This is a genomic window from Rhodococcus sp. OK302 (assembly GCF_002245895.1).
Classification (GTDB): Bacteria; Actinomycetota; Actinomycetes; order Mycobacteriales; family Mycobacteriaceae; genus Rhodococcus_F.
The window spans coordinates 1,278,864-1,301,180 of sequence record NZ_NPJZ01000001.1 but is presented as its reverse complement, the minus strand read 5'-3'; the positions used below and the strand labels follow the sequence as shown (position 1 = coordinate 1,301,180).

Sequence of the window (22,317 nt, the reverse complement as noted above, 5' to 3'; positions counted from 1 at the left end):
TAACTGTCAAACTCGAGCGAGCTTTCAACGATGAGGGGAAACGATGACGACCGGCGGGTACGACCCCAACAAGAATCCGGATGACGGAAAGCAGTCACCGCAAGATCCGTACAGTCAGCCCCAAACACCACCGCCGGGGAACTACCCGCCACCGGTAACTCCCCCTCCGGGTGGCGGATTTCAGCCGCCCGCGGGCCCACCGCCCGGGAACTACCCGCCCCCGCCGGGGAACTACCCCCCGCCTGGTGGAAACTATCCGCCGCAGCAAGGCAATTACCCGCCCCCTCCGGGCAACTACCCCCCGCCCGGTGGATACCCGCCACCGCCACAGGGCGGTAACTTTCCGCCGCCCCCACAGTTCAACAACCAAGGCAGCTACGGTGCGGCCAGGCTCCCTTCCGGCGCTTTGCCGGGTGATCTATGGATACGACTCGGTGCCCGCGTCATCGACGGCATCATCGTCGGCATCATCGCTCTGATCCTGGCAGTCCTGGTTAGCAGCGCCGATTCCTTGGTTCTGATCTCCGGACTGTTCTCGGGAATCCTGACCTTCGCCTACTTCGTCGGAATGGAAATCACCCAGGGCTGGACGCTGGGCAAGAAGATCCTTGGCTTGTCAGTGCAAGGCCCCGGCGGCGCACCACGTCCGACCCCGCAGCAATCGGCGATTCGTAACGCGTTCACTCTGCTTTCGATCATTCCGATCATCGGCGGATTGCTCGCGCTGGCGGCTTACATCGTCATCGCAGTCACGATCAACAACAGCCCCACCAAACAAGGCAAGCACGACGAACTTGCTGGCGGCACTCAGGTAATCAAGAACTAACTCACCACACCGAAGGCCCGGCAGTATCACCGTGAAACTGCCGGGCCTTCGGTGTGCTCTGGGCAACTGGACGGTCTCCAACTCGCTTCCAGGTGCCCTGAGGTGCTTGGATTGCTGACGTGACAGCTCAGGATCAGCAAGACGAAACAGCCTCAGAGACCAAGTTTGCGCACGTCAGTACGGGTTATTACCCGACGATTGTCGCCCTCTTCACCGCGACACTCCTTATCTCGAATGTGGCCGCAACCAAGGGCGTCGCATTTTTCTCGGACTCCGAGTTTTCCCTCGGACCGCTGCAGCTTCTCCCGATCATCACCGACGGCGGGTTCTTCCTCTTCCCCCTCGCGTACGTTCTCGGCGACGTCCTCAGTGAGGTCTACGGCTTCAAGGCCACCCGACGCGCTATCTATCTCGGCTTCGGGGCGCTCATGCTGGCAGCTGCGTGCTTCTGGCTCGCCGTTCAGTTGCCGTCGGCCGCCTTCTACGAAAACCAGGAATCCCTGGAAACCGTCGTCGGCGTCATCCCCAGGCTCCTGGTCGCCGGATTGGCTGCCTACCTCGTCGGACAGCTCCTGAACTCGCTGGTTCTGGTCATGATGAAGAAGCGCATGCAGGAAAAGCACCTGTGGGCGCGTCTGATCGGCTCGACGGTTGTCGGAGAATTCGCCGACACCCTCATCTTCTGTTCCATCGCGGCCGGCGTGATCGGCATCAGCACCTGGGAAGACTTCATCAACTACGTGCTGGTCGGCTTCCTCTGGAAGACGCTCGTCGAGGTTCTGGTCATGCCGATCACCTACCGCGTCATCGCGTACGTGAAGAAGCGCGAACCGACTTACAGCTGAGCCGCCTGGATCTTCTTGGCGTAGAACTTTCCGAGCATGTCGGCCTTGAAGTCGTGGAAATATCCACCTTCGATGCTGGCTCGGATGTCGTCGACCAACTTCACGGTGAATCGCTCGTTGTGAATGGTGCAGAGCGTCGACGCCAGCATTTCCTTCGCCTTGAACAGGTGATGAATGTAGGCACGGGTGTAGTTGGCGCAGGTGTAGCAGTCGCACTCGTCGTCGATCGGCGTGAAATCGCGCCGGAAGCGGCTGGTGTTGATGTTGAATCGGCCGGAGCGCACATAGATCGCGGCGTTGCGCGCTACCCGTGACGGGTTGACGCAGTCGAAGGTGTCCGCGCCGTTCTCGATGGCGACAAAGAAGTCGTCGGGCTCACTGATTCCGAGCATGTGGCGGGGCTTGTGCTCGGGCAGTTCCTCGTTGCACCAGCGAACGATGGTGCCGAGGTTCTGCTTCTCGAGTGCGCCGCCGATGCCGTAACCGTCGAATCCGTAGCCGTTCTCGCCCTCGATGGACTCGAGGCCGCGGCAAGCTTGGCGACGCAGATCCTCGTACTGCGCGCCCTGGACCACACCGAACAGTGCCTGGTACGGCTTGTCCGCACGCTCAGCGGTGAGCTTTTCATGCTCGTTGATACAGCGGATGGCCCACGCTTGCGTGCGCTCGACGGACCGCTCCTGATAACCACGAGTGTTGAGCAGGGTAGTGAGCTCGTCAAAAGCGAACATGATGTCTGCGCCCAGCTGATGCTGAATCTGCATCGACACCTCCGGGGTGAAGCGATGCTTGCTGCCGTCGAGGTGCGATTTGAAGGTGACACCCTCGTCGTCGACGGTGGCGAGGCGTTCCTTGCCCTTGGCGATGACGTCGTCGGACTGTACGCCGACGGACTCCATCGCGAGCACCTTCTTGAATCCGACGCCCAGCGACATGACCTGGAATCCACCGCTGTCGGTGAAGGTGGGTCCGTCCCAGTTCATGAATTTGCCCAGACCGCCGGCTTCGTCGACGATGTCGGCGCCAGGCTGCAGGTACAGGTGATAGGCATTGGCGAGCACCGATTGTGTGCCGAGGTCCTTGATGGATTCGGGCAGCACGGCCTTGACCGTCGCCTTGGTTCCGACCACGACGAACGACGGCGTCGCGATGTCTCCATGCGGCGTGTGGATGGTGCCGGTCCGACCCAGACGGTCTTCGAGTCGGGTCCCGATCGTGAAAATAGATTCGGGGCGCTTCGACGGAGACGCATCAGGCTGGGGCTGTACTGCAGAATTCACGGCACAATCCTGTCACAGCTGCGCGAGCATCTTCATCGCCCCTGGTCACGGTCCTGACGAAGTCGATGCCCCAAGCGATGCAGCGACTGCTGCAGTAGTAGCAGCCTGAGCAGGTTTGCGCCGGTCAGAATCGACACCAGCCCAGCCTCTGCCGGCTTCCGTTGGCGAGCGTCACCAAGAATCTCGCACCGAATGACGCGCAGGTGATGTTCGTACCGCGGCTGTGCCGTCGGTGGCGAGCAACAGTAGATCCTCACGGATCAGCATGCTCGCCACCGTAAGGTCCGACTAGAGTTCCGCCCCCACGAACTGACTGTTGTACAAACGGAAGTACGCGCCCCGCGAAGCAAGCAACGCGTCGTGGCTTCCCTGCTCCACGATCCGGCCGCCCTCCATCACGACAATGAGGTTCGCATCCCGAATTGTCGAAAGACGGTGCGCAATAACAAAACTGGTGCGGTCGCTGCGCAGCACGGCAGTGGCGCTCTGCACCAGGAGTTCGGTACGTGTATCCACCGAGCTGGTGGCCTCGTCGAGAATCAGTATGGATGGCTGCGCGATGAACGCACGCGCGATGGTGATGAGCTGCTTCTCACCCGCACTGATGTTGTTGCCCTCTTCATCGATGACGGTGTCGTATCCTTCGGGCAGGGAATGCACGAACTTGTCGACGTAACTCATCTGCGCAGCGCGCTGAATTTCCTCTTCGGTGGCATCCGGTTTGCCGTACGCGATGTTCTCGCGGATGGTGCCGCCGAACAGCCAGGCATCCTGAAGAACCATGCCGATCCGCGAACGCAGATCGTCGCGCGTCATCTTCGAGATGTCGATACCGTCGAGAGTGATTCGACCCGAATTGAGTTCGTAGAACCGAAGAATCAGATTGACGAGCGTTGTCTTGCCGGCTCCGGTAGGTCCGACGATGGCGACCATCTGGCCGGGTTCGGCGACCAACGACAGGTCCTCGATAAGAGGTTGTTCAGGCGTGTAGCTGAACGTGACGTTTTCGAAAGCCACGCGGCCCGTGGACGTTGCGGGCGACTGAGCGTCTACGGAGTCGGTGGACTGCTCCTCCTGATCGAGGAGAGCAAACACCCGCTCGGCCGACGCAACACCGGACTGGAGCAGGTTCGTCATCGAAGCGATCTGCGTCAGAGGCTGAGTGAACTGGCGCGAGTACTGGATGAAAGCCTGCACGTCACCGAGCGTCATGGTTCCGGAAGCAACACGCATGCCGCCGACAACAGCGATGGCAACGTAATTGAGGTTGCCGAGGAACATGACGGCCGGCATGACCAGACCGGAAATGAACTGCGCCTTGAAACTCGACTGGTAGAGATCTTCGTTCTGCTTACGGAAGCGCTCTTCGACCTCGTTCTGACGGCCGAATACCTTGACCAGCTCATGGCCACTGAAAGCTTCTTCGACCTGCGCGTTGATGCCGCCGGTGCTCTTCCACTGCGCCACAAAATGTTTCTGCGAACGCTTCGCGATCACGGCTGTGACGATGATCGACAGAGGAACCGTCGCAATCGCGATCAAAGCCAGGATCGGGGAAATGAACACCATCATGACAAGAATGCCGATCACCGTCATCACCGACATCACCAACTGGCTCAGGGTCTGCTGCATACTCTGCGCAACATTGTCGATGTCATTGGTGACACGCGAGAGAACGTCGCCACGCGCATGAGTATCGAAGTACCGCAGGGGAAGTCGATGAATCTTCTGCTCGATATCCTCACGCAACCGGCGAACGGTGCGCTGAACCACGATGTTGAGCAGGTACGACTGCAACCAACTGAACAGCGCCGCACAGACAAACAGCAGCAGCACGATCATCAGCACTCGGCCGACTTCGTCGAAATCGATTCCGGTTCCAGGCACGACGTTCATGCCGGACACCATGTCGGCGAGCTGGCCTTGGCCGTCCGCACGTAGGCCCGCGACCGCCTGCTCCTTGCTGACTCCGGCAGGAAGCTGCTTGCCCACAATCCCGTCGAAAATGAGGTTGGTGGCGTTGCCCAGGATCTTCGGTGCGATCGATGTCAGCACGACGCTGACTGCTACCAAAGCGAAAATCAGGATGACAATCGGCTTGTCGGGACTGAGCCGCGAAAGTAGGCGCTTGAGCGAAGGCCCGAAGTTCATGGCCTTCTTGGTGGGATCACCGCCACCGGGCGGGCCGATCGGGGGCGAAGAACTCGGTCGATTGCTCATGATGCGTCCTGTACGGCTAGCTGAGAGGCGACAATTTCGCCGTAGGTGGGACAAGTAACTTGCAGTTCTTCGTGGGTGCCGACGCCGACGATGGCACCGTCGTCGAGCACGATGATCTGATCGGCTTCGACGATGGTGGAAATACGCTGCGCGACAACGATGATGCATGCGTCCTGGGTGACCGGCCGCAGCGCTGCACGCAGGCGTGCGTCCGTGGTGAGGTCGAGGGCGGAGAAGGAATCGTCGAACAGGTAAATCTGCGGCTTACGCACCAAGGCTCGGGCAATCGCGAGTCGCTGACGCTGACCACCGGAAACCGTCGTACCGCCCTGGGCCACCGGGGTGTCCAAACCTTGGGGCATGTCCCGGACAAAATCTGCGGCTTGTGCAATCTCGAGACACTCCCACAACCACTCGTCGGTGGCGTCGGGATTTCCGTAGCGAAGGTTGGATGCGATGGTGCCGGAGAACAGGTACGGCTTCTGCGGCACCAGTCCGATGACCGAACACAGCAGTTCCGTATCGATCTCGCGAACGTCGACGCCACCGACGGATACCGATCCGGACGTGGAATCGATGAGGCGCGGAATCAGATTGAGCAGTGTCGTCTTTCCCGATCCGGTACCACCGATGATTGCGGTGGTCTTGCCGGGTTCGGCGCGGAAGGTGATGTCGCGTAGCACCGGTTCCTCGGCGCCGGGGAACTGGAACTGGGCGCCCCGAAGTTCCACGACACCGGGGGTGCGAAGTTCGTAGATCGGATTCTTGGGCGGGACGACGGAGGAGTCGGTATCGAGGACCTCGGAAATACGCTCGGCGCACACCGACGCGCGCGGCAACATGACGGCCATGAACGTCGCCATCATGACGGCCATCAGGATCTGCATGATGTAGCTGAGCATCGCGGTGAGGGAGCCGATCTCCATGGACCCGCTGTCGATCTGATGCCCACCGAACCAGATCACGGCCACGCTGGTGACGTTGCTGATCAGCATCACCAACGGGAACATGAGCGCCATCAACTTGCCGACTCCGAGAGCAGTCTCGGTGAGTTCGTCGTTGGCCTGACCGAAGCGCTTCACCTCGGAAGGCTCACGAACAAACGCTCGAACTACGCGAATGCCGGTGATCTGTTCACGGAGAACTCGGTTGACGGAGTCGAGGCGGCCCTGCATGAGACGAAAACCGGGGACCATGCGGGCAATGATCAAGCTCATCGCAATCACGAGCAGCGGGACGCTGACGCCGAGAATCCACGAGAGGTTTACGTCCTGACGCACCGCCATGATGATGCCGCCGATACACATGATGGGAGCCATGACGAGGATGGTGCAACTCATCACGACCATCATCTGAACCTGCTGGACGTCATTGGTGTTACGCGTGATCAGTGACGGTGCACCGAAATATCCGACCTCGCGGGCCGAGAACGTTCCGACTTGATGGAGCACCGAGGCTCGCAGGTCACGCCCGATGCCCATTGCGACGCGGGCTCCGAAGAACACCGCCCCCACCGAGCACAGGATTTGCGTCAGAGTGACCATGAGCATCATCCCGCCCGTGGACAGGATGTAGCCGGTGTCTCCCTTTGTCACGCCGTTGTCGATGATGTCGGCGTTGAGACTGGGAAGGTAAAGGGCAGCCATGGTCGCAATGAACTGCAGGACAACAACGCCCGTGAGTTCGCCGCGGTACGGCTCGAGGTAAGTGCGCAGCAGCCTGATCAGCATAGTGAGCGAAGGTTACCAAGCCTCACCGACAACTGCCCCCGAATATTCGACTCAGTAGACGAAAAAAGCGCGTGCCCCAACCGACTGAAGTGTCGACTGGGGCACGCCTTTCCGGATAACCGAACTAGGCAGATGTCGCGGCTAGTTCCGCTTCCTTTTCGGCACGGAGGGTTTGGTTGAGCTTCTCACCCTCGATGTCGATGTTCGGCAGAATCTTGTCGAGCCACTTCGGCAGCCACCACGCCTTGTCACCGAGCAGTGCCATGACAGACGGGATGATCACCATGCGCACGATGAAGGCGTCGAAGAAGACTGCCGCCGCGAGCGCGAACCCGATCGATTTGATGAACGAGTTCGGCTCTGCCATGAAGGCACCGAACACGGACATCATGATGACCGCTGCAGCACTGACCACGCGGGCGCCGTGATTGAAGCCGACGGTCACGGCCTGCTTGGCACTGGCTCCGTGGACATATTCCTCACGCATCCGCGTCACCAGGAACACTTGATAATCCATCGCGAGTCCGAACACGACGCCGATCAGGAAAATCGGCATGAAACTCACAAGCGGTTGTGGGTTCGCAACGATGCCGAACCAGCCGTGCTGGAAGATTCCGACGGTGGCACCGAATGTCGCCAGCACACTGAGCAGGAAGCCCAACGTTGCGGTAAGCGGAACCAGGATCGAGCGGAACACCAAGAGCAACAGGATGAATGCCAACCCGACGACTACCGCGAGGTACGGAACCAGTGCGCTCTGGAGCGTTTCCGAGATATCACCCTCGAGAGCCGTCTGGCCGGTGATGCCGTAGTTGACACCGATCGAATCATGCAGCGCCCCTTCGGCGGCGCGGATACTGGACACCAATTCCATGGTGGCCGGATCGGTAGGTCCACTCTTCGGGGTGATCAGGACGCGTGCCGTGTCACCGGCCGGATTAACTCCGACGACCTGGGCGTTCGAGACGTCACCGAAGTCCGAGATCGTGGAGACGACCTTTGCGAAGGCCTCTCCGGCCGGAATGTTGGCGTCCTTCGCGTCGACGACGGCGAGGAGCGGGCCGTTCCGACCGTCACCGAAGCCGTCGTTGATCAGGTCGTATGCCTGACGTGAACTTGTGGCCGGGTCACCGGTGGCCTCGGACGGTAGTGCCAGATTCAATCCCGTTGCAGGAAAAGCCAATGCACCCAACAGGGCGACACCGCCGATCAGCGGAACCAGTGGACGACGGACGATGGCGTTGATGTAGCGAAGAGCAAAGTTGGGTTTGCTCGAGCTTTCGGCGCCCTGAGCCTTGTCTCCGAGGAACGGAATCTTGCCCGCAAAAGCCTTCTTGCCGAACATGCCCAGGATCGCGGGCAACAACGTCAAAGCGATGAGAACTGCGATCAGTACCGTAAATGCTGCTGCCGCACCCATATCCGAGAGGAACGGGATACCGACAACCCGTAGCGCGACGAGCGCAATGATGACTGTCAAACCGGCGAACACCACTGCAGATCCGGCAGTTCCCACGGCTCGGCCTGCGGCTTCCGCTCGATTTTCGGTAAGCGTGAGTTCATGTTTGAACCGAGACATGATGAACAGCGAGTAGTCGATTGCCACCGCCAGTCCGATCATGACCGCCAGCGTCGGGGTCATGGAACCGAGATCCATGAAGCCCGTAGCGACGGTGATCCCGAGGCTGCCGATCATGATGCCGATGATGGCAGTGATCAGCGGAAGACCTGCTGCTACAAGCGAACCGAATGTGAGGGCGAGAACGACAGCAGCAACTGCGATACCCATCAGCTCAGCGAGTCCACCGGGCATCTCCGCGACCTGAGCGGCCGAACCACTGACCTGGACGTTGAGTCCTTCAGCGCGTCCCACATCGGCAGCGGCGTTGATCGACTCGGTCAGCGCATCGTCCACATCAGTCATCGTGCCGACGAACGGGACTTCGATGTATCCGACCGTGCCGTCCTGGCTGAGCGGCGACAACGCAGCGGCGTCGGCAAGCGCCTGTTCCTCGGAAGCACCTGTAGCCGCAGCCTTTTCCTTGAACATCGCGACCATTGAATCGTTGGCGACAACCGGATTGACCAACGCGCCGGCAGCCTGCTGCGGTGTTGCCGTCACCGGGTCGACCTTGGCCGGGTCAGTGACCTTGTCGATGCCGCGGATCTTCTCGAGCATGGCATTCATGGCCTTGACGTTTTCCGGATCGGACAGCGTCGTACCTGCGGGGGCCTGGGCTACATATCGCGCAATCAACGAATCCATCGGATTGGCAGCATCGGGAAAACGCTCCGCCATCAAGTCCTGGGCTTGCTGCGCGGGAGTACCCGGAATGTTGAACGAGTCCTTGGTCGGACCGGACAAGGTGGCCGCTCCGACACCCATGAGAACAAGAATGATCAGCCAGAGACTGAGGACCGCACCTTTTCGCCGATAGGCGAACTTGCCGATCCGATAGAGATAGGTGGCCACGACGGGCTCCTTGCTGTTTCGGTGCGTGTACGTGGACAGATTTGATGTGTAACCCGAAAATCCGCGTCAGGAACGTGGCGGCGGAGCCGGGAGCCCCGCCCGAATCTGGCGAAAAGCGTCACGGACGAGTTCCTCTGGGCCGGAAGCCTCCGACTTCCCTCCGATCCAGACGTCGATCGCCGATTTGCATGCCCCGCCCACCGCCGCGAGGAGGAGGGTCGGATAGAGATCCCGGTCGACATCGGTACCGGTGCGGTCCGCCAATGCCTGGGCGACTTCCCGGCCGATCCGTTGGTGCATTTCAGCAGCCTTGCGATACAACGCGGGACTGCCATCCAGCAGGACGCCCACTTTGGCGGACTCTTCGAGAGGCCTAGTGGGGTCGTTCACGATCCCGATCAACAGAGCCTCGAGCGAATCGAGAATCGGCTCGTCTGCCGGCCGCGCCGCGAGCATCTCGAGCCACTCGTGGACAGATTCTTCGAAGTGCGCGAGTACTGCCTCCTCCTTGCTGGAGAAGTAGTTGTGGAAAGTCCTCGTCGACACTCCTGCTTCGGAAGCGATCGCGTCGGCAGTGACGCATTCGATCCCGAGTGCACGAGCAAGCCGTGCCGCTGCATCGCTGAGCGCGGAACGGGTTGCTGCCTTCTTGCGGTCACGAAGGCCTGGCTCGAATATCACTCCGCCCACGCTACAGAACTTGCAGACATCTGCAAGTTTGCAGAGTGCTGCAAAATTGTGGATTGCGGCACACCCGGTTGCCAGCTGTAATGCCTGTCACATCTGTCGATAAAATCGCACGCTCTCGACAAACCCCCACCCACGCCAGACAATTACGCAATATGGTTGCCGTTGATTAACCAACCGACTACCCAGCGTCGAATCACCATCTTGAACCGCTAAGGAACTCCATGGATTCACTCCTACACACCTGGCCGGTGCCGTCCTCGGCCATGCTGTGGGGAACGAAGAACGGTCCCGGATCAGTGCTGAGACTCGTCAACATCACCATCGGGTTCTGTTCGCTCAACTTTTCCATCGTCGCGTATCTGTTTCTGATCAGCGACGAAGGACCCGACGGCCCCTTCGCTCGCGCCTGGCTCATCGCCTTCGCGACAGTCAACCTCTTCCCCACCACCGCCTGGTTCCTGGGGAAGGTTCGTGGACCGCGATCCACCAAACTATTCGGAATCTGGGCGGACCTGGGGACAGCGTCCGTCATCATCACGTTCACCAACCACGATGCAGCACTCTTCGCCACGGCGCTCTTCGTGGCCTCCGGCGCCTACTTCACATACTTTCTCAACTTTCGATGGCTCGCCTTCCACCTGGCCTTTTCCTGCACCTTCATCATCTCCCTCGCGATCCTCGCCATAGCCGACGGAACATCGTCCACTGCCGGCATCATCGCGCGCACCGACGTCGTACTGTGCGCCGTCATCTTCATTCCAGCCACCATTCAGTTCGCGTGGCGCCAACTACTGGCCCGCGCGTCGGGCTCGAAGATCGACGCATTGACCGGACTGCTCAACCGTCGCGGAATGTGGGACATCTCGGAACGCGTCTGGTCGATAGCCCACTCCAACCGAGCCGACATCGCCGTCGCGGTCGTCGACATCGACAAATTCAAAGCCGTCAACGACGCCTACGGCCACGACGTCGGCGACACAGTCATCATCAGAACCGCCAACCGGCTACAACAACACGTCAACGGTTTCGGCTACGTCGCGCGCACCGGCGGAGAAGAATTCACGATCGTCATGATCGGAACGCCCTACGGATTGCGCAAACGCATCGCGACGCTTCCCCGCGCCGCCATCGAACCCACCGACGCTCCCCTCGCGACCGTCAGCGTCGGCGCCGTCACGATGCCGTTCATTCCGCAGTTGGAACAGTTCGACTACAACGCCTTCTCCCGAGCAATCGTGCATGCGGATCACCTGATGTACCAAGCAAAGTCAGCGGGCGGAAACTCGGCAAACACCGCGCCACTCGACATGACGCGGTTCAACCGAACCAAGTAGCTGCCAGCGCCGTCAGCGCCGCTTCCAGGCCCCCGGATCCGCCGTCAACTCGTGAACGAATTCCGGCAGTCCGTCGACTGCGACGTCCGCAATCGTGACGTTTTCGAGTACCGCGCGGAGGTTCACCCTAACCGCGATCCACACTTCTTTGAGAGGCGACGCCGGTCCGCTGTAGTCGACATCCTCCGGCCGTTGACCGCGGATCGACGCCAACGGTCCCTCCACCGCGCGTATGACGTCGGCAATGGTGATCTCCGACGCCGGCCGGGCAAGCCAGTAGCCCCCCTCCGGTCCGCGCTTACTGCTGACGAGTCCGCCGCGTCGTAGATCCGACAGCACTGCCTCGAGAAACTTATGGGGAATCACCTGTGATGTGGCGAGAAATTCAGCTTTAGTCGGGCTTGGACCGACCGCCGCGAGTTCCGTCAAAGTCCGCACGGCGTAGTCCACCTTTGCGGTGATGTGCATCGGGAATTCCTACCATTCCGCTATGGAAAGGCACAAGGGCCATTCTCGTCCCTGTAGTTACATCCCTGGTGCATGATGTAACGACTCACTGGAGAGAACAGGACAAAGTGCATGTGGGAGACCCTTCTCCAATCCTGGAAGTCGTTACTCGAACCGCTTCATGATCCGGTAACGCTGGCCATCCCCGCGTTTGTCCTCTTCCTGGTGATCGAATGGATCGCAGCGCGAACACTCGAAAATCAGCCTGACGGCGCGGACGGTCGAGCACGACCCGCAGTCGGCGGCTACCGCGCGGTCGACGCCCGAACCAGCATTCTTCTCGGGTTGGTCTCCCTGGCAACAAGCGCCTTCTGGCAAGTACTCGCACTGATCGGCTACGTCGCGGTCTGGGTGTACGTCGCGCCGTGGCATCTGCCGCCGACCGCCTGGTACACCTGGGTGATTCTCCTACTCGGAATCGATGTCCTCTACTACACGTATCACCGTATGGCACACAGAGTTCGGGTTATCTGGGCAACGCATCAAGCGCACCATTCGAGCGAATACTTCAACTTCAGCACGGCACTTCGCCAGAAGTGGAACCAAAGCGTCCAAATCATCATGTGGCTTCCGTTGGCATTTCTGGGAATGGCACCGTGGATGATCTTCGTCGGAGTCTCGGTCAGCCTGATCTACCAGTACTTCGTTCATACGGAAAGAGTTGGGAAACTCTGGCGGCCTGTCGAATTCATCTTCAACACACCGTCACATCATCGCGTCCACCACGGGTCCGATGCCGAATATCTGGACCGCAACTACGCCGGAATCTTGATCATCTGGGACCGGTTGTTCGGCACCTTCGAACCTGAAACCCACAGGCCCACTTACGGACTCACGACGCCGGTCGGAACGTACAACATCTGGAAACTGCAGACTCACGAATACGCTGCCATTGCCCGCGATTGGCGTAGCGCTTCAACGTGGCGAGACAAACTCGGTTACACCTTCGGTCCGCCTGGCTGGGCACCGAAATCCGAACTCACTTCAGCAGAATCCATAGCCCCGAAGCGCTGAGGAGAAGCAGACTTGCCGCAAGCACGGCCCCCATACCCAATGCGGGCGTGGCCTTTTCGGTCGCAAACAATGCCAATCGTGCCGGCCTCGAACGACGTTCATGAACTGTCACTCCGACGATCAGCAGCGCGGCGAGCGCGGGACCGATCAACGCCGCCGCCCCGAACGGCGGCAGCCAGCGCAAACACGCCGCCGACAAACCGAGAATTGACAGACTCGTACGCACAAACGAAAGCGACGTGCGTTCGGACTGCAATCCCTTGTCCGGAGGCTTCGGCGCGTCTTCAGACTCGACCGAAGTCACGTCAGCTCACAACCTCGATCACCAGGACCGTCGCGCAGATCACCAGAACAATCCCCACCACCGGCGCCATCAACGGAACCGGTAACGAGCGATCTGCACGCAACGCCCGCTCTGCACTGATCCAGTGAATGAACGACGTAATCGCAATCAGTGCGCCGCCGACCAACAGCAAGGCTGCCAAAGCGCCACGGACCGTCTCCGGCAGGATATCGCCGCCGAAGGCTTCGAGCCCGACACCCGACGCGATGAATGCCGTCGCGGTACGAATCCAGGCGAGGTACGTCCGCTCGTTGGCGAGCGTGAATCGCGGATCCGGGTCTTCGCCCGATCGAAACGGCTTCCAGTTGACCATTACGTTTGCAGCCTGTCGCCGCAACACTCGCATCCGAGCACGCGTTGCACATTCAAGTCCATGTCCTTAATCTTCCCTGGCGCTCCTCCGAGCCCACACTCGGGCCTGATCAGGACACCGTGAGCGATACCAGGAAATCCACCGAGCCACTGCCGTCGACCGTGACGAACCCGAGCGAAGGCGGCTCGACGCCGAAGTCGGTCCAGGTGACCGGAATCGATCCCGACGCGATCAACGAGTCACCCGAATGCAGAACTGTCATGTCCACGGACACCGGCTTGGACACTCCCTTGAGCGTCAACGTGCCCGGCACAGTCACCGTCGCCGTCGTTCCGTCCGTCGGTACCGAAGACAGGTCGACGGGTGAGTTGATCGTGAACGTCGCAGTCGGATAGGTGCTGGTGCTCATCACGTTGCCGGTGAACTGGCCGTCACGGCGGTCCGAATCCGTCTTGATGCTCGCGACCTGCACGGTCACTTCACCGGCGGTGAGCTTTTCACCCTCGACCGTCGCATTGCCAGTCACCTCACCGGTGGTACCCACGACGGTCACACTCGCGCCGTTGAGAATCTCGTGCACGGTGTACCCGGCTGCCGTCCGGTTATCGCCCTGACCGGCCGCGACCGTCCACGTACCGTCGATCGATCCCGATGCCGCTTCTGCACCCTGGGTGGATACCACTGCAGCGGGTGCGTCGTCCTCGGCAACGAACTTTCCGTACGCCCACGGCCCCACGAGCAGACCGAGCAGAATCAGGACCACAGCTCCGCCGATCCACCACATCTTTTTCATGCTTCCAAGGCTAGTTGCAGCTTCAACGGTTGTCAGGAGTTCCTAGCTGGGAGAGTCCTGGGAAGTGCCTCCGCACTCGAGCGAACGGTACGTTCGGCGCATCTGAGGCGACGAAAGCGTCGTTCGCACCATCAGGAGGCGCGCAAAACGCACAAAAAAAGTCCCCCACCTGCGTTAACAGGCGGGGGACTCTTGGCGGTGGCGGAGAGATTTGAACTCTCGGACGGGGGTTACCCGTCACACGCTTTCGAGGCGTGCTCCTTAGGCCGCTCGGACACGCCACCGTTGGTTACTTTACCGGACGTGTCCCCGAGAATAAAAATCGCCAGGTGACGCGGCTTTACGTCAGCTTGTCCTTGATGCTGGAAGCGGCGTCCTTGACCTTCTCACCAGCATCTTTGACGGCAGATTTCACCTGGTCCGCCTTGCCTTCGTTTTCGAGGTCTTTGTTTCCGGTTGCACTGCCCGCGGCTTCCTTGGCCTTGCCCCCGAGGTCTTCTGCCTTGTTCTGAGCTTTGTCTGCGATTCCCATGAGTACTCCCATCGAATGAACGCGAACAAATCACCTTCCGGCAATTCGCGATGCCGTGACGGCATCTGCCTCCACCATGCCCGCGATGTCCGGTTCGGGCTACCCCGATGTGGAATTGATCTCCGTCGGGAATATCGGTGTCAGGACCGGTGCTCGCGGAAAAAATCCTCCAAAAGCCCAGCGCATTCGTCCTCGAGCACCCCACCGCGCACCTGCGGACGGTAGGTCAATCTTCTGTCCCGAACCACGTCCCACAGCGACCCGACGGCCCCGGTTTTGGGTTCCCAAGCGCCGAAAACTACACGTGAAACACGAGCGAGGACCAGCGCGCCGGCACACATCGTGCAGGGTTCGAGGGTGACGGCGAGCGTCGCACCTTCCAAACGCCAACCGTCGCCGTAGACGCGTGCGGCAGCCCGCAAGGCCAGAATCTCGGCATGTGCGGTGGGATCGGACGACGCTTCACGCGCATTGGCCGCGCGAGCAACCTCGACGCCGTCGGCATCGAAGACCACGGCGCCGACGGGAACATCTGCGTCCGACGCACCGAGTGCAGCATCGATGGCTACACGGATCATGCGCTGATCGTCAGCGAGAGACATCTACCGAGGAAGTTTGTCGAGCGCAGACGAGAATTCGGATTCGAATCCGAGTCGCTGAGCGATCATCGTCAACTGCTCGTCCGGGTACAGATCGGTGTCGGCCGAGATAATTGCGAGGACGGGTTCCGGCAACCCCAGATCCGCCAGGACTGACAAGTCCCCTTCGGCCCAGGGTTCCACGCTGTCGAGCTCGTCCGGATCGATATCGGGGATCTCGACGTTGAGTGCGTCGAGTACGTCGGCAGCAATGTCGTAGTCGATGGCTGCGGTCGCATCGGAAATCAGCACGTGCGTTCCCGTCGGCGCGGGGCGCAAAATGATGAAGAACTCGTCGTCGACGTCGAGAAGACCGAAGACGGCACCGGAGCTACGAAGCTCGCGAAGTTCGGTTTCGGCTGTCGCCAGTGACGTCAAGGCTGCGGAAGTCAACGGCTTGACCGTCCACTTTCCCTCTTCACGTACCACCGCCATCCCGAAGCCTTCGAACTCCTCCGACTGATTCGAGGAGGCGCTCTTGTTACTCGCGCGCTGTGCACCCATGGCGCAACGGTAGCCCGGCAAGTGCCAGGTAGTGAAGTCCGTACCTGCCGGGTAGCGAAGTTCCACTCCGGATATGCCAACCTGAACGAGTGCCTGCGACAGTTTCCGCCCCGCCCGTCTGCGTTCTCGGCCTCGGTTTGATCGGCGGTTCGCTGCTGCGGGCCGCTGCGCGCTCGGGTCGCCAGGCGTGGGGTTACAACCGTTCTGCCGAATCGGCGGAAGCCGCCCGTGCCGACGGCTTCGATGCCGACACCGACCTGACTGCCGTTCTGCGGAAAGCGCACGCTACCAGCGCGATCATCGTGATCGCCGTCCCGATGCCGGCAGTTGACGCCACCCTCGAAGCCATTGCGGCGCATGCCCCGAACAACCCGATCACCGACGTCGTCAGCGTGAAAGGTGAAGTGAAGACTGCCGTCGAACGCCGTGGTCTGAGTACGCGTTTTGTGGGCGGCCATCCCATGACCGGAACGTCGGCCTCAGGCTGGGCGGTGGGCGATGTGGACCTCTTCACCGACGCCGTCTGGGTCGTGGCAACCGACGAGGGTGTCGACGCCGACGTGTGGACGCAGGTTGCGGACCTGGCTCTCGATTGCGGTTCGGTGGTGGTTCCCGCCGAGTCCCTCGAACACGACCGAGCTGTGGCACGAATTTCGCACCTGCCGCATCTGCTGGCCGAAACCTTGGCGATCACCGGTGCTGCCGGCGGCGAACTCGCCCTCGGATTGGCAGCCGGATCGTTCCGGGACGGCACTCGTGTAGCCGGCAGTGCACCGGGACTGGTGCGCGCGATGTGCGAGGGCAACCGCGACGCTCTGCTGATCGCCTTGGACGAGGCACTCGAACTACTGCAGCGCGCGCGAATCGATCTCCACGACAATGATTCGACAGCAGAACTCGTCGACGCCGGGTTTGCGGCGCGCGGAGCCTACGAATCGCAGGAACGCTGGGATATCACCGACATAAGCGTCGGAGAACCCGGATGGATCGATCGGATGCGCGACGCCGGACGTCGTGGCGGCGTAATCCGCCGGAGCAACTAGCTCCGTTTAGATTCGGGCAGCCAGGCCGGGATAGTCGATGATGAAACCGTCGTGGTCGACGGACACCGTAGAACTGGACACCGGCGAGAGCACGCTGATGCCGTCGGTACCACTGCTGTAAGTGATGGTGGCGCCTTCGACCCGCAGATCCAGCAAGTTGACGTACACAACCGGAACCTCCACGTCGTCGGTGTTGTTCTGCAAACCGAAGCGGCGGATGGGGAGGGTGTTGAAGAACGGGCTGAGGATCACGTCGACATCAAGCGCGCCGTCGAATGACGAACGCTGATGGTGGGCGCCGTTCTCCACCATCCAGGTGCCTTCTTCGTCGCGACTGATCGACATCTGACGCTCGCCGGCCGCCAGAGCCGTACGCACCGAGAGCCTGCGCGTGACACCAGCTTCGTCTGTGACCAGGTCATATGACGCACTGAACGCGGGATGCTCGCTGCAAGCGCCCCCGATGATCCGGCCCGATGCCTTGATGCGGTTGCCGTTCAACTGCACACGAACCGACTCCATACGCGGAGCGTTGTGGGCCTGCCAGGTCAATACCGCAGGCCAGGACGCGCTACCGGAAGGTTGGATGCTCACCCGACCACGGTAATGGACGAAGGCCCGCAGAGCACTGCTGGTGCGGATTATTGCCCAGGATCAAGGACCTTTTCCGATGCAATCAGTGAACAACGGCCACGTATGTAAGGCGATTCACAGCCCGATTCGGCTTCTCGCGCGGGCTGAACCGCCAATTGCGAAACCTTTGGCAAAAGATGTCTGACTTCTCGAGTACCGTAATTGCAGTCGGTTCGTGAGGAAGGGTGCTGTGACGTCGTCGCGAAGCATGGTGGGGTTGTTTGCCGGTATCGGCGGGCTCGAGTTAGGCCTGTCGGAACATGGGTGGAACACCGAACTGCTGTGTGAAATCGACCCCGGCGCCCAGGCCGTTCTCCGCTCCCGTTTCTCGGATGTCCCCTTGCACGGTGACGTCACGAAACTCCGCGCGCTCCCCGCGAACATCGACTTGGTGGCGGCCGGCTTCCCCTGCCAGGACCTCTCGCAAGCCGGCAAGACAGCGGGAATCACCGGCGCTCGTTCCGGCCTGGTCGACGAAGTATTTCGACTGGTCAAACGGAAAAAGGGTCCGCGCTGGCTTGTCATCGAAAACGTTCCCTTCATGCTGCAACTCAGCAAGGGTGCTGCGATGCGCCACATCACCGACGCTCTCGAAGACCTCGGCTACACGTGGGCTTACCGGGTTGTCGACGCCCGGGCATTCGGCCTGCCGCAGCGTCGCCAGCGCGTGATCATGATTGCCTCACGCACCGAGGATCCCCGTGAAATCCTCTTCGGCCAAGACGCCGGCGAGCGACTCGGCGGCGATCCCGCCGACTTCCCGTGCGGTTTCTACTGGACTGAAGGCACCCGCGGCCTCGGCTGGGCCGTCAATGCCGTCCCGACGCTCAAGGGCGGATCGTCCATCGGAATCCCCAGCCAGCCCGCCGTCCGATTGCCTTCGGGTGAAATCGTCACGCCAGGCCTCGTCGACGCCGAACGTCTGCAAGGTTTTGATCCCGACTGGACGCTGCCGTCGGTCGACGTCCCCGGATTGCGCCACAGTCACCGCTGGAAGCTCGTCGGCAATGCCGTCAGTGTGCGGATGGCCTCGTGGGTGGGCAGCCGGTTGAACGATCCCATCGAATACGACGCGAGCAACCAGACCCCCCTCGAACCCGGCGATGCCTGGCCCAGCGCCGCCTGGGGCCGCAACCGTCAAGCCTTCCGCGTCCACACCTCGACCTGGCCGGTCCAGGACGAGTACGAAGATCTGAGCGGTTTCCTCGAAGACACCCGCTTGCTGTCTGCCCGGGCCACAGCAGGGTTCCTCAAGCGCGCCCGGATGGGCAACCTCCGCTTCATCCCCGGATTCATCGAGGACGTCGAAAGTCACCTCGAACGGATGGGCGGATACCCCGAGGCTGTCGCATGAATGAATTGTTTCCCGAGCCTGACACGCTGTTTTCCACACCGGAACACGAACCCCTCTGGGATGCACTGCAACTCGCCGGCGACAAACCTGCCGCCGATGCCGACCGCGGCGAGAAGAAAAACTACGCGCAGCGGTTATCCAACCAGTTGGCACAAACCGTCGCCGATGCCCTGCGGCCGTTGTATCCCAACATCACTCCGACCGCGTCGGGCGAGGGCCAGGAAGCGACGGTCGACGTCGCCAAAGGCCGAAAGCGCTTGGACGTCAAGGCACTCGATCCCACCCTCGGCCTAATTCTGTGCGTGTCGATCAAGACGTACAACTTCCAGGATTACAGTCCCGGCAGCAAGAAGCTGGGTCGATGGACCAAGAACATCGTCCGCAACGATCACGAATTGCGCGGCGAGGCAATGGTTTTGCATCAGCGCCAGCCGTACAGCGTGTTGGTTGCCGTCATGTTCGAACCGTATGCCACGTGTGACGACGGTGATCCCACCAAGACCAGCGACACCGGCAAATCTTCGTTTGCCCACCACGTCACCACGCTGTCGAAGCGTTCCGGACGCGGCAAGCGCGCCGTCGTCGGCGTCCCCGGGAAGGCGTGGGTCGATCTCGGCGCCGAGGACACCCGCTACGACCTCTTCGAGAAGGTCTACATCGGCCTGTACGAAAGCGATGGCGCTGTAAGGTTTTTCGACGTCGACGAGCCACCGCCCCGCAACGGCCGCCCGACGGAAAGCCAAACGTTGTCGTTCAACGATTTTGTGACCGTCGTTCACGGTGAAGTGGAGCGTCGCAACAGGTTTGCACCGACGTGGTCGGACCCGGACGACGGCGAAGACTCCGACGGTTAGGTACGGCTGTGCCTGCGACAGATCCTACGACCAGCGCTCGAATGAGCGTTCAGCGTCGCCGCGACACCAAACCTGAGCTCGCACTGCGACGCGAACTCCACCGACGCGGCCTGCGATACTTCGTGGATCGAGCTCCCGCCAAAGGCATTCGCCGACGGGCCGATCTGGTTTTTCCGCGTCGCAAAGTGGCCGTGTTCGTGGACGGCTGCTTCTGGCACTGCTGCCCGCAGCATGCAACATTCCCGAAGAACAATGCACAGTGGTGGGCGGACAAGTTGGCGGCCAACGTTGTTCGGGACCGTGATACCGATGTTCGACTGGGCGAACTGGGCTGGACCGTGATCCGGATTTGGGAACACGAAGATCCATTGACTGCGGCCGATCGCGTCCAGAACGCCTTAACCAGTCCGTAAGCTCGCAGTGTGAAGGAACGCAACGGGGCGCGATGGGGTTTAGCGGTCGCGCTGTCACTGGGTGGAATTGTCTATTCGTCGTGGATTCTCGAATTCTTCCTCCCAACTGGGCTTGATCCCGTGACGTCATTTCTCAGTGAACTCGATGCCGCAAACCAGAAGTATCGCGACGTGTTCAGTAACGCCGACATCCTGTCTGCCTGTTTGATGTTGGTGGCAGCGACGCTGGGACTACTCACGACTCCGCGGCGCAAGCTCTACGTCACAGGCTGGATAGCGCTGGCGGTGTTCGGCATCGCCACCATCGCCGACGCGTCATTTCCGCTGGAGTGTTCCGGGGCGAGTTGTGAGGCGAGCGCGCCGGGCGGCCTACTCCCTCAATTGCACCATATTCATGCACTGACCAGCAGCGTAGCGGTTTTCGCGATCTTTACCGCAATGATCGCATTTACGGTTGGTGCTTTCCGATACCGCGAATACCCGTCACTGCGCACGGCCGGATTGGGTATTTTGATCGCGACTTCCCTTGCGACGGTATGGATGTTGACAACCAACGGAATAGAACTGGCCGGCGGCGGTAACCTGGGCTTGGGAATTGCTCAACGCGCACAGGTTCTGGGTATGTCGCTGTGGCTGTGCACACTGGGATTTGCAGTGTGGCGGCCATAGAAAAGGTTTTGACACAGCGGTTTCGGGCGATCCTGGAATAGACGGACCTACCAAAGGTGTGCCAATGTCCCTAGCGTCGTCGTTGTTCTCCCACCCACATCAGGCGTTTTCCACCGGGTTTTATCGCAACGAGTCTTTCGACTACGAACTGCGAATCCTCCTCGGTCACGCCACGTACGGGGCGTCCGATACCGGAGAAGTGCTCTCAGCCCTTACCGATATCGGCGACAAAGACTACGAGGGCTGGTACGAGGGCTGGTTCGATCTGGGTTCACGAATCTTCGAGCAAGCCGAAGCCTCTGCGAACGCGGGGCACCCTCGCAGTGCATCAAATGCGTATCTGCGGGCAGCGTCGTACTTCGGTGTTGCAGTCAATGCCGTCGACGGTCTCAGCGACGACTCGGTATTGGTACCCACATTCAGGCATCACCGGCAGGCTTGGGATCGTTTTGTCGACACTACGCAGCACCTCGTCGAACGCGTCCGAATTCCGTACGAGGACACCACGATGCCGGGATACTTCTTCCGTCCACCCGGGGAGGTACGTCGGCCGACGCTCATCATGGTGAACGGCAGCGACGGCCCCATCAGCTCGATGTGGGTCAGCGGCGGCGCCGGCGCCTTGGAACGCGGCTACAACGTCCTGATGTTCGACGGACCCGGCCAGCAGTCCATGCTCTTCGAGCACAATGTTCCGTTCCGCCACGATTGGGAAGCGGTGATCACTCCCGTCGTCGATTTTCTCGTCGACCGCCCGGACGTCGACGCGTCGAAGTTGGCGATGTACGGGATAAGCCAGGGCGGTTACTGGGTGCCACAGGCGTTGGCGTTCGAGCATCGGATCGCCGCGGCCATCGCGGATCCCGGCGTAGTCGATGTGTCGGCGTCATGGCTCAAACACATACCGCGGGGAATGCAGAACTTGCTGGACGAGGGCAAAGCCGAGGTTTTCGACCGCGATATGGCCATGGGGATGAGGGCGTCGAAAGACAATGGGCGCCTGTGGCGGTTCCGATCCCGGCCGTATCTGACGGAGGGTTACTACAACACGCTGGCGGAGGTCCGGAAGTACCGCCTCGAGCATGTAGCCGGCTCCATCACCACGCCCATGCTGATCACCGATCCCGAAGGGGAACAGTTCTGGCCGGGGCAATCGTCTCGCCTCGCCGAACTGTCCGGTGGACCCACCACCGTTGTTCCCTTCACGGCCGCCGAGGGCGCAAACCTTCACTGTCAGCCGATGGCCCGACGCCTGACCGATCAGCGCATGTTCGACTGGCTAGACGAGCAACTGAACCTGTAAACACGA

Annotated in this window: 23 protein-coding genes and 1 tRNA gene; 10 read left to right on the top strand and 14 right to left on the bottom strand. The window is 60.8% G+C overall.

What is annotated here, in order from left to right:
- The first annotated feature begins 43 nt into the window (after positions 1-43).
- Both BDB13_RS05840 and BDB13_RS05835 read left to right on the top strand, forming a co-directional pair.
- Positions 44-826 carry an RDD family protein gene (locus BDB13_RS05840; RefSeq protein WP_094270813.1) on the top strand — a complete coding sequence of 261 codons (783 nt, stop codon included), beginning with the start codon at positions 44-46 and terminating at the stop codon, positions 824-826.
- Between the two features lie 119 nt (positions 827-945).
- Positions 946-1,671, top strand: coding sequence for a queuosine precursor transporter (locus BDB13_RS05835; RefSeq protein WP_094270812.1), 726 nt, complete (start codon positions 946-948; stop codon positions 1,669-1,671).
- On the opposite strand, the gene tgt is transcribed toward BDB13_RS05835, so the two are convergent.
- The 5 genes from tgt to BDB13_RS05810 form a co-directional block, all read right to left on the bottom strand.
- On the bottom strand, positions 1,662-2,951 hold the full coding sequence (gene tgt / locus BDB13_RS05830) for a tRNA guanosine(34) transglycosylase Tgt (RefSeq protein ID WP_243620253.1): 1,290 nt from the start codon (positions 2,949-2,951) through the stop codon (positions 1,662-1,664). The two genes, BDB13_RS05835 and tgt, sit on opposite strands and share 10 nt — an antisense overlap.
- A 288-nt stretch (positions 2,952-3,239) precedes the next feature.
- Complete coding sequence (locus BDB13_RS05825) at positions 3,240-5,171, bottom strand: ABC transporter ATP-binding protein (protein WP_094270811.1); 1,932 nt, start codon at positions 5,169-5,171, stop codon at positions 3,240-3,242.
- Positions 5,168-6,901 (bottom strand): ABC transporter ATP-binding protein, encoded by a 1,734-nt coding sequence (locus BDB13_RS05820; protein ID WP_094270810.1) that lies wholly within the window; start codon positions 6,899-6,901, stop codon positions 5,168-5,170. Before BDB13_RS05820 ends, BDB13_RS05825 begins: the two co-directional genes overlap by 4 nt.
- A 124-nt stretch (positions 6,902-7,025) precedes the next feature.
- Positions 7,026-9,374 carry an MMPL family transporter gene (locus BDB13_RS05815; RefSeq protein ID WP_094270809.1) on the bottom strand — a complete coding sequence of 783 codons (2,349 nt, stop codon included), beginning with the start codon at positions 9,372-9,374 and terminating at the stop codon, positions 7,026-7,028.
- A gap of 66 nt (positions 9,375-9,440) precedes the next feature.
- Entirely contained in the window at positions 9,441-10,055 is a 615-nt protein-coding gene (locus BDB13_RS05810) for a TetR/AcrR family transcriptional regulator (RefSeq protein WP_094274703.1), read from the bottom strand.
- Between the two features lie 230 nt (positions 10,056-10,285).
- Here BDB13_RS05810 and BDB13_RS05805 point away from each other — a divergent pair, with 230 nt between their 5' ends.
- Positions 10,286-11,398, top strand: coding sequence for a GGDEF domain-containing protein (locus tag BDB13_RS05805; protein WP_094270808.1), 1,113 nt, complete (start codon positions 10,286-10,288; stop codon positions 11,396-11,398).
- Between the two features lie 12 nt (positions 11,399-11,410).
- Here BDB13_RS05805 and BDB13_RS05800 read toward each other — a convergent pair whose 3' ends face one another.
- Positions 11,411-11,866, bottom strand: coding sequence for an RrF2 family transcriptional regulator (locus BDB13_RS05800; RefSeq protein WP_094270807.1), 456 nt, complete (start codon positions 11,864-11,866; stop codon positions 11,411-11,413).
- A 111-nt stretch (positions 11,867-11,977) separates the two neighbouring features.
- Here BDB13_RS05800 and BDB13_RS05795 point away from each other — a divergent pair, with 111 nt between their 5' ends.
- Positions 11,978-12,919, top strand: coding sequence for a sterol desaturase family protein (locus BDB13_RS05795; protein WP_094270806.1), 942 nt, complete (start codon positions 11,978-11,980; stop codon positions 12,917-12,919).
- Here the strand turns inward: BDB13_RS05795 and BDB13_RS05790 are convergent.
- The 7 genes from BDB13_RS05790 to BDB13_RS05760 form a co-directional block, all read right to left on the bottom strand.
- A complete protein-coding gene (locus BDB13_RS05790) occupies positions 12,885-13,223 on the bottom strand; it encodes a DUF202 domain-containing protein (RefSeq protein WP_094270805.1) in 339 nt (112 codons plus the stop codon). The genes BDB13_RS05795 and BDB13_RS05790 overlap by 35 nt on opposite strands.
- A 1-nt stretch (position 13,224) precedes the next feature.
- A complete protein-coding gene (locus BDB13_RS05785) occupies positions 13,225-13,575 on the bottom strand; it encodes a YidH family protein (protein WP_094270804.1) in 351 nt (116 codons plus the stop codon).
- Positions 13,576-13,684: 109 nt separating this feature from the next.
- Positions 13,685-14,368: a YceI family protein gene (locus BDB13_RS05780; protein WP_094270803.1), complete on the bottom strand. Its 684-nt coding sequence runs from the start codon at positions 14,366-14,368 to the stop codon at positions 13,685-13,687.
- 193 nt (positions 14,369-14,561) lie between these two features.
- Positions 14,562-14,652, bottom strand: a tRNA-Ser gene (locus BDB13_RS05775).
- A 56-nt stretch (positions 14,653-14,708) separates the two neighbouring features.
- Positions 14,709-14,900 carry a CsbD family protein gene (locus BDB13_RS05770; RefSeq protein ID WP_094270802.1) on the bottom strand — a complete coding sequence of 64 codons (192 nt, stop codon included), beginning with the start codon at positions 14,898-14,900 and terminating at the stop codon, positions 14,709-14,711.
- Between the two features lie 140 nt (positions 14,901-15,040).
- Complete coding sequence (locus BDB13_RS05765; RefSeq protein ID WP_094270801.1) at positions 15,041-15,502, bottom strand: nucleoside deaminase; 462 nt, start codon at positions 15,500-15,502, stop codon at positions 15,041-15,043.
- A complete protein-coding gene (locus tag BDB13_RS05760; RefSeq protein WP_094274702.1) occupies positions 15,503-16,042 on the bottom strand; it encodes a tRNA adenosine deaminase-associated protein in 540 nt (179 codons plus the stop codon). It abuts the gene before it with no gap.
- 71 nt (positions 16,043-16,113) lie between these two features.
- Between BDB13_RS05760 and BDB13_RS05755 the strand changes: the two genes are divergently transcribed.
- Positions 16,114-17,085 carry a prephenate dehydrogenase gene (locus BDB13_RS05755; RefSeq protein WP_094270800.1) on the top strand — a complete coding sequence of 324 codons (972 nt, stop codon included), beginning with the start codon at positions 16,114-16,116 and terminating at the stop codon, positions 17,083-17,085.
- A gap of 6 nt (positions 17,086-17,091) precedes the next feature.
- Here the strand turns inward: BDB13_RS05755 and BDB13_RS05750 are convergent, their stop codons facing one another.
- The gene (locus BDB13_RS05750) at positions 17,092-17,679 is read right to left on the bottom strand and encodes a putative glycolipid-binding domain-containing protein (RefSeq protein WP_094270799.1); all 588 of its coding nucleotides are present in this window, start codon (positions 17,677-17,679) and stop codon (positions 17,092-17,094) included.
- A gap of 247 nt (positions 17,680-17,926) precedes the next feature.
- Between BDB13_RS05750 and BDB13_RS05745 the strand changes: the two genes are divergently transcribed.
- From BDB13_RS05745 to BDB13_RS05725, 5 genes are all read left to right on the top strand, one after another.
- A complete protein-coding gene (locus tag BDB13_RS05745) occupies positions 17,927-19,072 on the top strand; it encodes a DNA cytosine methyltransferase (protein WP_176459697.1) in 1,146 nt (381 codons plus the stop codon).
- Positions 19,069-19,926 carry a hypothetical protein gene (locus tag BDB13_RS05740; RefSeq protein ID WP_094270798.1) on the top strand — a complete coding sequence of 286 codons (858 nt, stop codon included), beginning with the start codon at positions 19,069-19,071 and terminating at the stop codon, positions 19,924-19,926. The genes BDB13_RS05745 and BDB13_RS05740 overlap by 4 nt, the downstream gene beginning before the upstream one ends.
- A gap of 8 nt (positions 19,927-19,934) precedes the next feature.
- Positions 19,935-20,339 (top strand): very short patch repair endonuclease, encoded by a 405-nt coding sequence (locus BDB13_RS05735; RefSeq protein WP_094270797.1) that lies wholly within the window; start codon positions 19,935-19,937, stop codon positions 20,337-20,339.
- Positions 20,340-20,348: 9 nt separating this feature from the next.
- The gene (locus BDB13_RS05730; RefSeq protein WP_094270796.1) at positions 20,349-21,008 is read left to right on the top strand and encodes a DUF998 domain-containing protein; all 660 of its coding nucleotides are present in this window, start codon (positions 20,349-20,351) and stop codon (positions 21,006-21,008) included.
- Positions 21,009-21,072: 64 nt separating this feature from the next.
- On the top strand, positions 21,073-22,311 hold the full coding sequence (locus tag BDB13_RS05725) for an alpha/beta hydrolase family protein (RefSeq protein WP_094270795.1): 1,239 nt from the start codon (positions 21,073-21,075) through the stop codon (positions 22,309-22,311).
- The last annotated feature ends 6 nt before the right edge of the window (positions 22,312-22,317 follow it).